The following is a 15,068-nucleotide window of genomic DNA, read 5'->3' as shown; positions in this document are numbered from 1 at the left end:
TCAGAATAAAGGGGCTATTTCACATATTTTTGGACGACGTCTTCGAACTCGGCTGTTTGCTGAATTTCATAAATGGCGTCCCATATTTCCTGTGCAAGCTCCGGGCGTTCCCGGACGAATTGATGGGAGAGCATCAGATAATAAGGCTTTTCCCAAACTGGTTTGGATTCTTTGACTATGTCTGCGTACTTGGATGCGTTTCGCTTCAAATAGGCGTCGAAAACCGTTTCCAGGCATATAAAGCCTTCCACTCGTCCCAACAGCAATAGATCCGGGGAATTGCGATGAACTGGAAGTTCTTTGACATCCAAGCCCATTTTGCGGATGTCGCTCACAATCGCCCAGCCGGAAGGAACGCCAATCAAGCCCCTTGCATCATGAAGTTTTTTGCCGTCCCAGAAAACCGGCGATCCCTTCATCTTATACAAGTAGTAGGCGTTCTTACGGGACCTGCGGGACATATCCACCGCCTCACCCCTCATGGGATACACCCCGATTTTCTTACGGTCAGGCTTATAACTGGCGGGAAAAATCCCGTCCACTTGATTGGATTCCAACTGTTCCAGGCATTGCTTCCAGGGCATGCGTTTCAGTTGAAGCTCAAAGTTCAGTTTTTTCGCGGTCATTTGGTACAGTTCGATTTCAATGCCCGGATTTTTCTCCTGAAAACGGCTCCCCTCCCCCACGATATAGTCTCCGCCCGGCGTATTGTCCGTAACCCATGTAAGGACCAAAGGTCCGGCCCAGGCAGTGGAAAAGGCCCATAGAATGGCCAGCCACGTCAATAGGTTGACAAAAACAGTCCTGGTTTTCATGGCCGCCCTCTCTCTACCTCATCATTTTTTATTTAATTACAAATATTTATATAGATTCAGACGTTGCGATATTTCTTAACGCCGCTGTATTCTTCCATAGAGATTGGATGCAGAACCCATGCCAAAATCAGGGCGTGAAAATGACCAAGCATCAGGCTTTTCAAGGCGGCCGCCCCGGCGCGCCTTTTTATCTGAAAAGAGGGTTTGAGTCGGGAGTTACAAAAAGTACTTTAAGGGTGATGGGAAACTTTGAGGGAAAAGCGTTAAGCGGCCGCGCGGCGGCCAGCTAACTATCCAGGGCCTCCCGCACTTTTTCGGCCAGCCCGCTGACGCTGAACGGCTTGGGAAGATAAAAAACGCCTTCGTCCAGTATGCCGTGATGGACGATTACGTCGCCGGTGTAGCCGGACATGTACAAGACTTTTATCTTGGGGTGGATTTCGGCGATTCTGGTAAAAAGCTCCTTGCCGTTCATTTTCGGCATGATGACATCCGTTAAAAGCAGGTCGATGGGCGTTTTGTCCTCTTTAAGAATCTCCAAAGCATGGCCGCCGCTTTCGGCGGAGATGACTGTGTAGCCCAAGCGTGTGAGAATATTGCCTGCCAATATGCGCACTTTGGGATTGTCCTCCACGATGAGGATGCGCTGGGCTCCTTTGGGGGCGTCGGTTTTGAGATGAGCGGCCTTTTCCAGCGTGCAGGCGTCATCCTTGACGGGCAGGTATACTTTAAAGGTGGTTCCCTCGCCTTCCTCGCTGTACACCCATACGTTGCCGCCGTGCTGCTTTACAATGCCGTACACCGTGGCCAGCCCCAACCCCGTGCCCTGCTGTCCCTTGGTGGAAAAAAACGGCTCGAATATGTGCTGCAGGATTTCCTGGTTCATGCCGTCGCCGTTGTCGCTCACCGCCATCATGATGTAATCGCCGGCCTTGGCGTCTTCATGGAGCTTGGCGTAATTTTCATCCAGATAAACGCGCGCAGTCTCAATGGTCAGGATGCCGCCGCGGGGCATGGCGTCCGAGGCGTTGACGGCCAGATTCATAAGAACCTGTTCAATCTGTCCTGCGTCGGCCATGATGTTGCAGATATCGGGGGACGGTCTGATCATGAGCTCGATGTCCTCCCTGATGGTGCGCCTGAGCAGGCTTTTAAAGCCGTTTACCATGGTGTTCAAATTAACGGCCTTGTATTCCAGGGTTTGCTTGCGGCTAAACGCCAGGAGCTGGCACACCAAGTCCCGGGCTCGAATTCCGGCCTGTAGAATTTCGTTAACCGATTGCCGGTTCGGGCCCTCCAGGTCAAGGTCTTCCAGCAGCAACTCACTGTAGCCCAGGATGGGAGTAAGCAGGTTGTTCAGGTCATGGGCCACTCCCCCGGCAAGACGCCCGATGGACTCCACTTTTTGAGACTGATGGTATTTTTCCTCCAAACGGGCCTTTTCCAACTCAGCGCGCCGGCGTTCGGTGATATCCCTGCCTATGCCCAAAACCCCCACCAGGCGGCCTTCTTTGTTGTACATGGGAGTTTTGATGGTTTCCAGCAACTCCTTATGCCCGTCGGCAAACACCACTTCCTCCTCGTTCATGGACGGCTCGCCTTTGGCAACGGCTTTTTGATCATGCTCTCTGAAAATATCGGCCGTTTCAGCGTCCACGAAGTCGTAATCCGTCTTGCCGACGATATCTTTTTGGCTGACCCCAAACAGGCTCTCAAACTTCGAGTTGCACAACAAAAATACGCCGTCTGGATCTTTCAACCAAACAAGATCAGGAATAGTCCGAACCACGGAATTCAGCATGGCCTGGCTTTCATGCAATGCTTTTTGAACTTTTTGCCGTTCCTGAATCTCGCTTTCCAGGCGCAGGTTGGCAAGGCTGATTTTTGAAATATAGGTAGTGAACTTGACTAAAAAACTTATGAGGTGGCTCACTTCCTCACGGCTGTATTTTGGGATGCTGTGAAAGGCTTTCAAGTATTCGTCTTTATCAAATCCATACTTTTCAGCCTGTTTGATGAAATAGTCTTCGTCAACCTGTTCATCATCATAAAAGAACTGGCCGGTGAAAATATTGCCCAAATGCCTGGAGCCCACGTAAAGCGGCGTCACAACGTCCCAAAGCCCGTTCTTGCACTTATATTCCGCGTAATCCCCCGGTCTCAGCTTCTTCGCCAAAAACAGGTCGCTTTCCGTGCAGTTGCGAGCCGTTTCAGGATGAACCCGATGGAACTTGGTGCAGATATCCTGCCAGCCGGTGGCTTCTATCACCTTTCCATCCAGGTCCAATATGGCCGTCACCATGTTGGTTAAACGCCAAAAATCGTCCAGGATGGACTGGATTTCCGCAACATTGATAAGGGCGCCCAGGTCCACGTGCGCAATGGAGCTTCCACTAAAATTCTCCAAGCCGGGAAGGTCTGTAACATGGTGGATCCAGGCCGGCTGGGGCTCGCCCTCCCAATAGGAAGCCCGGGTTTTTTCCTTTTCCAACTCCTCCACTCTTTGAAGCAGTTCTTCGTAGGTGGGTTTTTCTGACATGGAATTGGTCTCCTGACGATTCAGAACAAAAATTCAAATTCATCGCTTGGCTGCTTGCTTTTTTCGCGAGCTTTTTGTACCCATGGCAATAGGCAAGCCAACCAGTCAGACATAGAATGAGTCTATCTAATTGAACATGATAACTCATTGTTAACATGCCCCTTTCCATCATGACAACTTTTTGTTTGAAAAACCGTGCCATGGATTACAGGCGGGAGTGTTGTGCAAGACGGGGAAGCCGTCAGGTTCAGCAATGGAGAGGTATCCATCCTGATTCCCGCCGCCCTGCCCCCAAAGCCGTGCGACTAGGGCAAGCGCAACGGCCCGCCTTCAAATTTATTCCGCAATAAGCAATCGTATCAGGGATTGCAGAGCCCGCAAGGGCGGTATCCGGCCTGAATGGCTGCGTTCCGGTTGGGGAAGGATACCGTGCAATTCTTGCAATCGTGGTATTTGCATCCCGGAGCGTGGAACACGCCGGACTTCACGTTGCCCGAATAGGCCCCGGCAGGCGCCGTTTTGGAGGCGACCAGTTTTTTGCCGCTGCGGCGATAGTCCCAGGGCGCCATGGGTTCGGGGTCAGCCCACAATCCCATGCGCCCGGCCTTGGCCGAAGCCTGAAAGCTCCGCCAATCCGGGCAGAAATCCTGCTTGCAATATTGGTTGTACACCCAGGCGAAGCCCGCCTTGACGATTTCCTCGTTCAGACACCGGCCGTCAAGCGTGTAGACCATGCCTACGATCCGGCCGTATCGGTCCGTATCCTGGGGCTCCACCCGAACGATTTTTCCCGCGACCAGGGATTGGGTGAATTCCCTGGCCTTCACTCCGAAAGCCTGCTTTTTTTCCGGGGCGTCCACCCCATAAATCCTGATCTTGACCATTTTGCCGTGATCGAGAACCTTGATGGTGTCTCCGTCCGAGACGCCCACCACCTTTCCCTCGAATCCCCACGCAACGCTTGCTGACAGACAAAAAACAACACACGCCCAAACCAGTACAGCCGAACATCTTTTTTGGAACATCTAATGCTACTCCCGCGCAGAAAGAACAATCAGCGACTTCATTCAACATGAATAGGAACTGAAACCAGAAAATACCCGATCTTATGAGGTTGCAGGCAGGAGCAACAACTTGACGCTGCAGGAAAGGGCTTGCTTGGAGGCTTGCGATACATCCCGGGTTGATCAAGAAAACGTTTTCAACTGCTTTTGCCGCCTATCAAAATCGTGCGTTTCAAACAAGGTGCAGCAATGCTTATATCAGGGTTCGGGCTGTTTGTTCAAAACCTTTTCCAAAGGATTCTTAGCCGGTGCTGGAAGTTTGCCCTTCCCCCGAAATGGAGGAAGGACAAAGTCAGGCGATGGGAGCTATTTCCGCTCCCGAAACTTCCTGCCTTCAAAGGTGCGGACCGGATTGCCCCGCTCCAATTGGTTATGGTTGGTCCATCTGGCGGTTTCGTCCTGCTTTTCCGCCTGGATTTGCTGGTCGGACAATCGCCGCTCCAGCATTTTTTCCGCTTCTCTGCGGTTTCTGGCCTGGCTCCGGCGATTGCCCGCCATGGCGGAAATCCCCGTGGGCTCGTGGACCATGCGTACGGCGCTGGAAGTCTTGTTCACGTGCTGACCGCCCGGGCCTTTGGCGCGCATGACGTCCACCCGCACGTCCTCCATGCTTACGTCCCGGCCGGGAGGAGCGTCGCCGACGGTCACCCCCACGTACCAGTTTTTCCGTTTATGATACGGCCTGTAGGGGCTTTGCCCGATCCACAGGATGGTTCCCTCCCAGGATTTTAAAAAATCCCGGGCCTTTTCCCTGTCCAGAATCAGCAGGCAGGAACGGATGTCTCCGGGGTTGTCGCCGGGGATGCTTTCCCGAATTTTCACGGGAATTTTGCGCTCCTCCGCCTCCTTGACGAACCGGTCCCTGACCCGTGCCGCTGCCCACTGGCATTCCGCCGGGCCGCGGCCGGATGTGATGGTCGCGTATTTCTTCAAAATAGTATCTTCCTTAAAAAGCCTGGGGCTTAACGCCCCTGCCTGTTTTTGCTTCTCGTCTTGTAGGTGATGAGGGGCCGCAGCCGGGCGATGGGCCTGGCCATGTCGTGCGTTTCAAGCTCCTGCATCACCTTTTCGATGTCCTTGTACGCCTGGGGCGCCTCGTCCCACAACAGGGCGGAGTCCTCGCAGATGACACGGCCTCCCAGCTTGGTGTGAGTCATGTCGCTCTTTCCGTATTTGGAGGAAAGCCGAGCCTTGCAATGGCCCCGGGGCCATTTTCGGCCCGCCCCGTGAGGCAGAGAGAAGGCGTTTTCCTTTTGATCGCCCACAGGCTCAACCAGGTAGCTGAATGCGTCCCGCGATCCCGGAATGACAAAAGGCCCCTGGGTTGCGTCGGCCGCGCCTTTCCAGTGCAGAAAGAATTCTCTATCATCCACGTTGATTTTCTCTACTGAGTTGTGGCGAACGTCCGCGATAAGGCTTTCCTTGGCGCTCAGACAGGATAAAAAACGCCGCGCGACCAAAGCCCGGTTGGCCCGGCCCCAGTCCAAGGCCCTTGCGTGTTTTTTCATAAACTGTCCGGCCTGCTCGGAGTCTCCCGGAAGGCCCTGTGCGCCGCCTTCGTTGGCATACTCCCAAAACAAGGCGCTGCCCAGGCCTCTTGATCCCGTATGGACCAGCAGGACCACGTCCCGCTTTTTCAGGCCCAGGTCCTTCAGCCTGTCAGCGTCCAAAACCTGGTCTATTTGCTGCAACTCCGCAAAATGGTTGCCGCCGCCGATAGTTCCCAGACCGGGATCGGGTTCGTCAGCTTCCACGCCGAATTCAGCCAGCCATTCCAGCGTATCCCCGTCCCAGGGATCGTCCAGGCCGTTCAGCTTTTTGCTCCAGCGATCCAGGTTGATCTTGCCGGGCTTGAGGCTGGTTTTCCACAGGCCCACGCCGCAACCGGCATCCGTGCCTGGAATATGCGGATACACCATGTTTTCCATGAGATAGGCCGCGCCCACAGGCAGGCCCATGCCTGGATGGATGTCAGCCAGCCCCGCAGCGTGCACCACGCCCGGCAGATTGGCGCCGGACATAAGCTGAGCCAGGGCCTCGCCTTCCACCTGATCCTTGCTGCTGACGCATAAAACCACCCTGGGCGATGCTTCGTTTAATATAATCATGCAGTTTTCCTGTACATTTTGTTTATTAGCTCCGCAGGCGTCCCATTCCACCAATAGCGCCAAAGGCGAATGGCTCAGATCTGCTTGGACGCAGTTACTCGTTCCCATGCTTTGCGTGGGAATGCATACAGAACTATCTAATATAAATGAGATATTTGTAAAGGCCGGGCCAACCGAATTGGGAAAACTTATGCGGCTGGACGGAGGCCTGCCATGGTCTTGGAAGAATTATGTGCAATCATGGTCGCCTCCTTGTGTTGAAGAAAAAAGTTAAAGGTAAGCCCGAATCGACTCCAGGCGCGGAAGGCTCTCATAAACCGCACGGAATTCTCTGTCAAGCTGAAATTTCCGGGGGCTTGATCCACGCCGAAGCCAAGAAAAAGGTTTTCCCCAGTCGTGTAAACCTGTAGAATACAGGTTGCATCATGCCTGAAAAGTCCTACAAAAGACATCAATCAATCATAAAGCCGAAGTTGATCTCCCTGTCAGGAAAGGAAGCGAAATTCAGATGCCCCTAAAAATCCTTGCGGCGAACAGAGGCGAAATCGCCGTTCGCATTTTTCGCGCAGCCAACGAATTGAATATCCCCACGGTTGCGGTTTACTCCCAGGACGACGGCGCCTCCCTGCATATCCGCATGGCGGACGAAGCCATTGCTTTGAACGGCAGAGGAGCGGCCGCCTATCTGAACATGGACGCCATATTGACCGCCGCCCAAAAAACGGGGTGCACGGCCATTCATCCCGGCTACGGGTTTTTAAGTGAAAATCCGGAATTTGCTGCAAAATGCGCTGAAGCTGGTCTTGTATTCATCGGGCCGTCGCCGGAGAATCTGCGCCTGTTTGGAGACAAAACCCAGGCCCGGCTGTTGGCCAAGGAATGCGGCGTTCCCCTGCTGCCCGGGACCATGGGCGGGACCTCTTTGGATGAGGTCCGGTCCTTCATGAACGGCCTGGGAAAAGACGGGGCGGTGATGATCAAGGCGGTTTCCGGCGGGGGCGGCAGGGGCATGCGTCCGGTTTACGATTCCGCCGGGCTGGAGGAGGCGTACAGCATTTGCCGATCCGAAGCCCAGGCGGCCTTTGGCGCCGGCGATCTATACGTGGAGCGCCTGATCCCCCGGGCCCGGCATATTGAAATCCAGGTCATAGGCGACGGAACCGGCGCGGTGAGCCATTTTTGGGAGCGTGAATGCAGCCTGCAGCGGCGCAACCAGAAAGTAGTGGAATTCGCCCCCAGCCCGGCTTTAACCCAGGAGCTGCGCGGCCTGCTGGTGAATGCCGCGCTGAAAATGGCGGAAAAGGTCAAATTGAAAAGCCTGGCCACCTTTGAATTTCTGGTGGACGCGGACGCCGAAACTCAGGAAGGCTCCTTTTTCTTCATGGAAGTGAATCCCCGCTTGCAGGTGGAGCATACGGTCACCGAGGAAGTCACGGGTGTGGATCTGGTCCAGGCTCAAATCCGTATTGCGGCCGGCCAAACCCTTGCGGATCTGGGGCTGGAGCAAAAGGACGTTCCCGCGCCGTTGGGATACGCCCTGCAATGCCGCATCAATGCGGAAACCATTTTGGAAAACGGCGAAGTGCGCCCTTCCGGCGGGCGCCTGGAGAGTTTCTGCCCCCCGACGGGGCCCGGTGTGCGCGTGGATGCAGCGGGATATCCGGGATATGAAATCAATCCCAATTTCGACTCCTTGCTGGCCAAGTTGACCGTGCATTCCCGGTCGCGGAGTTTTTCCGACGCAACGGCCAAGGCGTACCGGGCCTTGTGCGAGTTCCGTATTGACGGCGTCGCCGCCAACGTCCCCCTGCTGCAAAATCTGCTGATTCACCCGGACGTGACGAGCAACCAAATCAGCACCCGGTTTATCGAAGGCAACTTGGCAACCCTGGCCAATATGGAAAATGCCGGGCATCCGCAATTGTATTTTAAGTCCCCAAAGGAACACTCCTTCATGGCCGGAAGCGTGGTTCGCTTTAAGGAGGTTCAGGGGCCGGAAAACACGGAGCCTGTGGAAGCGCCCATGCAGGGGACTGTGGTGCAGTTTGAGGCCGCGGAAGGCGACATGGTTTGTGAGGGTCAGGCCGTGGCCATTTTGGAAGCCATGAAAATGCAGCATCTGATCAAGGCGCCGGTGAGCGGTCTGGTGCGCTGGATTTGCTCGGAGCCGGGCGAAACCCTGGCCGAATGCCAGCCCTTGATGTTTGTGGAGCCCATGGACGTGGACGCCGCCGGCCGGGAAAGCGAGCAGGACGCGGACCTGGACGCCATCCGCCCGGATCTGGCCGAGGTTCTGGAGCGTCACAAGGCGCTTATGGACGAAGCCCGGCCCCTGGCGGTGGAGCGCCGCAGAAAGACCGGGCAGCGCACCGCCCGGGAAAACATCGACCATCTGACCGATCCTGGCAGCTTTATTGAATACGGGGCGCTGGCCCTCGCGGCACAGCGCACGCGATTTACGCCGGATCAACTTAGGGAGCGCACTCCGGCCGACGGCATGATTACAGGCATTGGCGCTATCAACGGCGATTTGTTCGGCCCGGATCAGGCCCGGTGCGCGGTGCTGGCCTACGACTTTACGGTCCTGGCCGGAACCCAGGGACTATTCAACCATAAAAAGACGGACCGCATGCTGAGCCTGGCCAGAGACTGGAAGCTGCCCCTGGTGCTTTTTGCCGAAGGCGGCGGAGGCCGGCCCGGCGACGTGGACGCCATGACCCTGACCGTGGCGGGGCTGGACTTGCACACCTTTACCGAGTTCGCCGGGCTGAGCGGCCTGGCGCCGGTGGTGGGCGTGGTTTCCGGCCGCTGCTTTGCCGGCAATGCGGCTCTTTTGGGCTGCTGCGACGTGATCATCGCCGCAAAATACTCCAATATCGGCATGGGCGGCCCGGCCATGATCGAAGGCGGCGGCCTGGGCGTTTGCCATCCCGACGAAATCGGCCCCATCGAAATCCAATCCCCCAACGGAGTGGTGGACATCGTGGCGGAGGACGAATTTCACGCGGTGGAAGCGGCCAAGCAATATCTTTCCTACTTCCAGGGCGCGGTGGATGAATGGAATTGTGCGGATCAAAGGCTTTTGCGCAGATGCATCCCGGAAAACCGGCTTCGGTCCTACGACATTCGCAAAGTGGTTCACACCCTGGCCGATGAAGGGTCGGTGCTGGAACTCAGGCGTGATTTCGGCGTGGGTATCCTCACCGCTCTGGTGCGCATGGAAGGCCAGCCCTTCGGCCTGACCGCAAACAACTCCATGCATTTGGGCGGGGCCATCGACGCGGACGCCGCGGACAAGGCTGCCAGGTTCATGCAGCTTTGCGACGCCTTTGACATCCCCATGATCGCCCTTTCCGACACGCCCGGCTTTATGGTGGGGCCGGAGGCGGAAAAGACCGCCCAGGTGCGCCACTTCTGCCGGATGTTCAACACGGGCGCCAGCGTGACCATCCCCCTGTTTTCCGTGGTGCTGCGCAAAGGCTACGGCCTGGGCGCCATGGCCATGGTGGGCGGGGGGTATCACAGCCCGGTGTTCAACATTGCCTGGCCCACAGGCGAGTTCGGCGGCATGGGCCTGGAGGGCGCCGTGCGCCTGGGATTCAAAAAGGAACTGGACGCCGTGGACGATCCCAAGGAGAAGCAGGCCTTGTTCGAAACCATGGTCGCCGCCGCCTACGAGCACGGCAAGGCCACCAACATGGCTTCATTTCTGGAAATCGACGGGGTGATCGATCCGGCGGAAACCAGGGCCTGGATCATGCGGGGCTTTCATTCCATGCCCAAGCCGGAAAAGCGCCAGGGCAAAAAGCGGCCCAACATCGACGTCTGGTAGCGAACTATTGCTAACGGTTGACCAGATCCCGGATGAAAATAGTGGCCAGAACGGCCAGGGATTCAAAGTCCATGAGCTTTGTTGCGTTTGCGTCGAACAGGAGGGTCGCCTTGGCCGGAAACTCCTTGTCTTGGTCGTAAAAAACAATTTGCATGAGTATATGGGGGAGCGTTTCAAAAACCAGGCTGATTCCGCCCAGGCCAGCCTCCCCTTCCCTGCGGCCGCCCAGGGATTCCGCGACGGAAAGCAGTTCATCAGATTTTCCTGCGAATCTCCGTGCAATGGGCCGCTCCAGGGCGCTGCCGGAATAGGAGGATTGCTTGAACAAGGGGCCGGCCAACTCGGAAAGCGTGACGAACCTTCCGGCGGGCCGGGCTGCGCTTCCACACATGATGTAGTGGAACAGAACGCTGGCCATAATTTCACGGACCATCTCGCCGTCCTTGGAAGCGGCGCCGCGGTTGGAAATCAGGAAGGTTCTCCCCAGAAAAGGGACTTCCACGCCTTCTTCCTCCGTGTACGGAAGGCCGAGGTTTTGGGCGGCGGCGCGGACGTTCACGGTCTTCATTTCCTCCAGGAGGTCCTGGTAGATCCTTTGAAAGCCGCCGAACGAAGCTGTTTCGCCCGCAGGGCCTGAATTCTTGGATTTTTCAGTCATGGCAGGCGCTACTCCAGGCCCCGGTTTTGGCGCCAATACTCGTACTCATGCGGCCATTCCGCCTTGCGCCATTGCATGAGGTTTTTCATGCGATCCTTGAAGGCTTCCATTTGTGTGAGGATGGCGGGGTCGGGCTCAGGCTTGGTTTGAATAGCGTCAACCAGGGACTTACCCAGGTCATGCGCCTGCTGCTTCAAATCAGGCGGAAACTCGCCGTCAGGCAGGGTTCCCATAGTGGCCCACACTCTGCCGATGGGCGTTGCGCCGGTGGTGATCAGGAAGTGGTTCATGTATTCGGCGATGGGCTCTTCATCGCCCCCGCCCGATGTGACGATGGACGCGCCGTATTTTCCCTCGAACTCCAGCTTGTGGACCACGCTGCAGCACCGGTCCATAAAGGCTTTAAACTGGGCGCTGACCGAAAAGATGTAGTTGGGGCTGGCCAGAAGCAGGCCGTCGGCGGTGAGTATTTTGCCTTTGATTTCCTCGAATTCGTCCTTTTGCGCGCACGCGCCTTTTTTATGGCAGACGTCGCAACCAAGGCAGGGTTTGACGTTGTCGCCCTTTAAGACGATGGTTTCGTGCTCTGCGCCGCATTTTTCCGCGCCTACCAGAACCAGGTTGAGGAGCCTGGCCGTGCTGCCTTTCAAGCCGTGGGGAGTGCCGAGTAAAGCTATGATTTTCATATCGCCGCCTTGCCGGTAGAGGTTTTCTTTGCTTCGTTACCCTCTATCATAACAAGCCCGGCATGTTTCGGCGAATATTTTTTCCGTTTGAATGGAGGACACGGCGTTACTTACACTCTCCGCTCCAGGTGTTTGGTCAAAAAGTGCCCCATGTCCTGAAAATAGCGCCCATGGATCAGCTTCATGAACGAGGCGGCGGCCATGCCTCCCACTATGGGCAGCATGGTGGACATGCTGGTGGTGACGTTGGGCATGCCCAGTTTACGGGCCATGCCCAAATTCAGGTCGCTGGCCGTGGTGAAGCATTTGTCAAAATGCTTTATCTTGCGGGCGTTGACGATTTTCGCTTTGGCGCAGGAGCCGATCAGAAAAACGTCCGCGCCTTTGGCGTCGATGGTTTCGTCTATGCGGCCCACCACCATGACCACGGGGTTTGCCTTGGCGAAAGCCTCGGCGCCCGCGAATTTCTCCATGGATCCCAAAAACATCTTCACGCCCATGACGCAGCCCGTGTCGCATTTTTTGGGGGGCTGATGGCGATAGGGGCCGAAATAAAATCGCATGGGCGATTTCAGCCGGTCCAGTTCCTTGTTCACGTCCTGCCAACGGTGGAATTCGTCGTCGTAAGGATGAATCCGCTCCGCGTGCTTGTCCAAGTCCTCAATGGTGGTGATGTCCCCCACAAGGTCCACGTCCTCGATGGCGCCGGGCGTGTAGCCCCTTTCGATGGCCAGCTTGAGGTAAGGCACGTTATGCGGTCCGCAGCCCAGCAGGCGGGCGCCGATGAGGTCCACGGCCACGGGATTGTCGCCCATGAGGATGAGGCCCAGCTTTCTTGGGGAGGGAAAGGCTTCGTTGCCCACGCCCACGTCAATGGCGTCCATGGCGATAAAGTCCGGGTAGCCGGGGGTGAGCAAATCCACAATCTTTTCGTTCAACAAAAAATCGTGGCGGATGGCCCGTTCGTCGTCCGAGCAGATTCCTATATTCAGCTTGACCGCGCCGGTCATATTGCTGACGCAATGGCCTTTGAGCTTGGGCAAATACACCTTGGAGTCCGCCCTGGCCATTTTTCGGGAAATGCGTAAGTTGTCGTGCACGTTTCCGCCCACAAAAACGGAGTCCCGCAACACTTCGTCCATGCAGAAGATTCCCACGGGGCGAGACGCCCGGGACCGCACGTTTTTCACTTCCTGATAGTATCCCGCATGCTTATAATTCAGTCGGGTGGGCATGCCTACGGCGCAGTTTTCGCCCATGTCCACCCGGTCAACGCCCGGAGCGCCGGCCAGGGTGGAAAGGCTGGCCCCCACAAAGGGCGGCGCCGTAAACGCGTTGCCTCCGAATATTTCAGACCGAAACGCGAACACCACATTGGGCTTGACGAAAACCTTGCCGCTGGGCCTGTACTGCAGCATTTCCATGCCCTGCTTAAGGATCGCGCCGATAGCTTCACGGTCATATTCCTCGCAGCGCCTGACAATAACGGTATTGCTCATGCAAAGGGTCTCCTGAAAACCATGCCAAGCTATTACGGGCGTAACCAGACTCCCGTGACAGCGCGGCAATAGGCGAATTATAAAAATTTGAACGAGTTTCTGAAGATAATGAAAAACGGTGCGGCCCCTCCCTCCGTGTCAACGAGGCCTGTTTTTCAATGGGCGCAGAATACCTTTCATCGAGGCCGGATGCAAGCGGCAATATGGGCTTTTTCTCAAAATTTTATAGAACCTATTGTTTTTCAAAAGGAATATTTTGATCGATCGGTGCAAGTTTGCAATTTAAACAAGGGTGTGTTAATGCAATCCATAAATAGACCCTTGCCGCTATCAGCCTGAAAAAGCAAGAAGGCCGCCAAGCCTTTTGCTTTCAGGCCTCATAATATTGCCCATTATCTTCTGTTGCGCCGCTTAGTAATCTTTGGTTCCTAAAACAATGCAGAGGGATCGTACATTGTTTGAATTGAAAGCTGGTATATGAAATTTAAAATCGCCCTGTTTTATTTGATTGCCGTCCTCTTTTTTTCCTGGGGCTTTTTAGTAGCCCGGTATCAGTTTTTCCCTTGGGAATTAATAGGAAAGAAGATTATAAAAATAGAAAAATTCGTTGAAAGCGATCCTTTCGACGACACGCCTATGACGGAAAGAATAATTTCAGAATTTGTGGAGCGAACCTCCCAGTTCGAAGCGGAATTCTGCGCCGAATTTCCTGAGGGGGCTGCTCTGAGCCCGGATTTTTTCGATCCCGATCAAACGGGCCTCCCGTTATTTTATACAAAAAAGACAGAAGGCTATTATCTGATTTATGGAGTTTTCGACCCTGCTAAAGGCAAGCTCGGCCCATACGCGATTCTCATTGACGTTAACGGCAATGTGAAACGCTCTTTAAGCGTTCCTTTCCTGGACGACAGCAAGGGGGTCAGAAGGCTGCTGATTACAAAAAACGGGAACCTGCTCACAAACTGTTCGGAAGCTCTGAGGTGCTACTCCTGGCAAGGCGTTTTAAAATGGGAGCTCCCCATAAATAATTTTCACCATGAGATGGAGGAATATGACGGCAAAATTTATCTCTGGAGGGGGGATGCCGTGGTCTCCGTGGACCTGGAGGATCAATCAATAACCACCCTCCTCACCATGGGCGAGTTGGTTGTGAGCAATCCGGACGTTGTATCGTTGCGGATCCCGTTGAACGAAAAATTCCAGTACATGGAAAAGCATAAAAGAACCATTGCCTTTGACGGAAAGGACCCGGATCTGGCCAATAAAAAGGTCGCTTTTCGCTATGAAGATCCATACCACCAAAACCATGCAGCCGTTAACGGGGACGCCTGTTCTCTCTTTCCAAAGGATGCGCTGCTGATTAGCATGCGGCATATCGACACGGTTTTTGTGGTGGACCAGAACACGGCGAAAGTCTTGTGGGAGGCGCATTTTGATCGTCAGCATTGTCCCCGTTGGGAGGCTGATGGGATTACCGTCTATAATAATCGCCCCCATTTTCAATACTCCACCATCGAGTATTTAAGTTTTGACAAGAAGCGGAAAAAAATTTTGGTGGACGGCAAGGATTACGCCTTCGACCGCTACGCCACGGGAAACCACGCGATTCTTGATGATGGATCGATCCTCTTTGTATGCAACGAACCGGAATTCTATCACCTTAGCAAGGACGGAGAGGTCATTTCCCGGTTCGTCAACCGGCATAACTCGAAATTGCTGCATGTGGCCAATGTTTTTTATATTGACGAAGCGACTTACCAACGCTTGGAATCCGGGGGCCCCCTGGTGGAATAACCCCCCTGCCGGCCTGGATTCACAGCCAGTTGGCATGGCAAGCGTCTTGGGGGGACGACGGCCGTTGGAATGA

At 55.1% G+C, this 15,068-nt stretch carries 10 protein-coding genes; 2 read left to right on the top strand and 8 right to left on the bottom strand.

From position 1 onward, the window contains the following. Positions 1–14: 14 nt before the first annotated feature. The 5 genes from G491_RS0106935 to G491_RS0106905 all read right to left on the bottom strand — a co-directional run bounded on the left by G491_RS0106935 (position 15) and on the right by G491_RS0106905 (position 6,526). On the bottom strand, positions 15–815 hold the full coding sequence (locus G491_RS0106935) for a substrate-binding periplasmic protein (protein WP_028314059.1): 801 nt from the start codon (positions 813–815) through the stop codon (positions 15–17). A 286-nt stretch (positions 816–1,101) separates the two neighbouring features. Continuing rightward, positions 1,102–3,354: a PocR ligand-binding domain-containing protein gene (locus G491_RS33490; RefSeq protein WP_051327088.1), complete on the bottom strand. Its 2,253-nt coding sequence runs from the start codon at positions 3,352–3,354 to the stop codon at positions 1,102–1,104. A gap of 359 nt (positions 3,355–3,713) precedes the next feature. After that, positions 3,714–4,379 carry a thermonuclease family protein gene (locus tag G491_RS0106915; RefSeq protein WP_028314057.1) on the bottom strand — a complete coding sequence of 222 codons (666 nt, stop codon included), beginning with the start codon at positions 4,377–4,379 and terminating at the stop codon, positions 3,714–3,716. Positions 4,380–4,724: 345 nt separating this feature from the next. Then, positions 4,725–5,351, bottom strand: a complete 627-nt coding sequence (prfH, locus tag G491_RS29760) for a peptide chain release factor H (protein WP_051327087.1) — start codon at positions 5,349–5,351, stop codon at positions 4,725–4,727. A 29-nt stretch (positions 5,352–5,380) separates the two neighbouring features. Further along, positions 5,381–6,526, bottom strand: coding sequence for an RNA ligase RtcB family protein (locus G491_RS0106905; RefSeq protein WP_028314056.1), 1,146 nt, complete (start codon positions 6,524–6,526; stop codon positions 5,381–5,383). Positions 6,527–7,034: 508 nt separating this feature from the next. On the opposite strand from G491_RS0106905, the gene G491_RS0106895 reads away from it, so the two are divergent. Then, positions 7,035–10,358: a carboxyl transferase domain-containing protein gene (locus G491_RS0106895; protein WP_028314054.1), complete on the top strand. Its 3,324-nt coding sequence runs from the start codon at positions 7,035–7,037 to the stop codon at positions 10,356–10,358. A 10-nt stretch (positions 10,359–10,368) separates the two neighbouring features. Here the strand turns inward: G491_RS0106895 and G491_RS0106890 are convergent, their stop codons facing one another. From G491_RS0106890 to G491_RS0106880, 3 genes are all read right to left on the bottom strand, one after another. After that, the gene (locus tag G491_RS0106890; RefSeq protein ID WP_028314053.1) at positions 10,369–11,016 is read right to left on the bottom strand and encodes a DUF3786 domain-containing protein; all 648 of its coding nucleotides are present in this window, start codon (positions 11,014–11,016) and stop codon (positions 10,369–10,371) included. Positions 11,017–11,024: 8 nt separating this feature from the next. Further along, complete coding sequence (locus G491_RS0106885; RefSeq protein ID WP_028314052.1) at positions 11,025–11,702, bottom strand: flavodoxin family protein; 678 nt, start codon at positions 11,700–11,702, stop codon at positions 11,025–11,027. Positions 11,703–11,812: 110 nt separating this feature from the next. Beyond that, positions 11,813–13,201 (bottom strand): DUF362 domain-containing protein, encoded by a 1,389-nt coding sequence (locus G491_RS0106880; RefSeq protein ID WP_028314051.1) that lies wholly within the window; start codon positions 13,199–13,201, stop codon positions 11,813–11,815. A gap of 477 nt (positions 13,202–13,678) precedes the next feature. On the opposite strand from G491_RS0106880, the gene G491_RS0106875 reads away from it, so the two are divergent. Then, positions 13,679–14,995: an aryl-sulfate sulfotransferase gene (locus G491_RS0106875; protein WP_028314050.1), complete on the top strand. Its 1,317-nt coding sequence runs from the start codon at positions 13,679–13,681 to the stop codon at positions 14,993–14,995. Positions 14,996–15,068: the final 73 nt, after the last annotated feature.

The organism is Desulfatibacillum aliphaticivorans DSM 15576 (genome assembly GCF_000429905.1).
Classification (GTDB): Bacteria; Desulfobacterota; Desulfobacteria; order Desulfobacterales; family Desulfatibacillaceae; genus Desulfatibacillum; species Desulfatibacillum aliphaticivorans.
Note: the sequence above shows the minus strand (reverse complement) of the source record. Positions and strands in the feature narration are given on the sequence as shown.

Coding starts and splice junctions, on each gene's coding strand:
- G491_RS0106935 (WP_028314059.1), bottom strand. CDS start 815: ATGAAAACCAGGACTGTTTTTGTCAACCTATTGACGTGGCTGGCCATT.
- G491_RS33490 (WP_051327088.1), bottom strand. CDS start 3,354: ATGTCAGAAAAACCCACCTACGAAGAACTGCTTCAAAGAGTGGAGGAG.
- G491_RS0106915 (WP_028314057.1), bottom strand. CDS start 4,379: ATGTTCCAAAAAAGATGTTCGGCTGTACTGGTTTGGGCGTGTGTTGTT.
- G491_RS0106905 (WP_028314056.1), bottom strand. CDS start 6,526: ATGATTATATTAAACGAAGCATCGCCCAGGGTGGTTTTATGCGTCAGC.
- G491_RS0106895 (WP_028314054.1), top strand. CDS start 7,035: ATGCCCCTAAAAATCCTTGCGGCGAACAGAGGCGAAATCGCCGTTCGC.
- G491_RS0106890 (WP_028314053.1), bottom strand. CDS start 11,016: ATGACTGAAAAATCCAAGAATTCAGGCCCTGCGGGCGAAACAGCTTCG.
- G491_RS0106885 (WP_028314052.1), bottom strand. CDS start 11,702: ATGAAAATCATAGCTTTACTCGGCACTCCCCACGGCTTGAAAGGCAGC.
- G491_RS0106880 (WP_028314051.1), bottom strand. CDS start 13,201: ATGAGCAATACCGTTATTGTCAGGCGCTGCGAGGAATATGACCGTGAA.
- G491_RS0106875 (WP_028314050.1), top strand. CDS start 13,679: ATGAAATTTAAAATCGCCCTGTTTTATTTGATTGCCGTCCTCTTTTTT.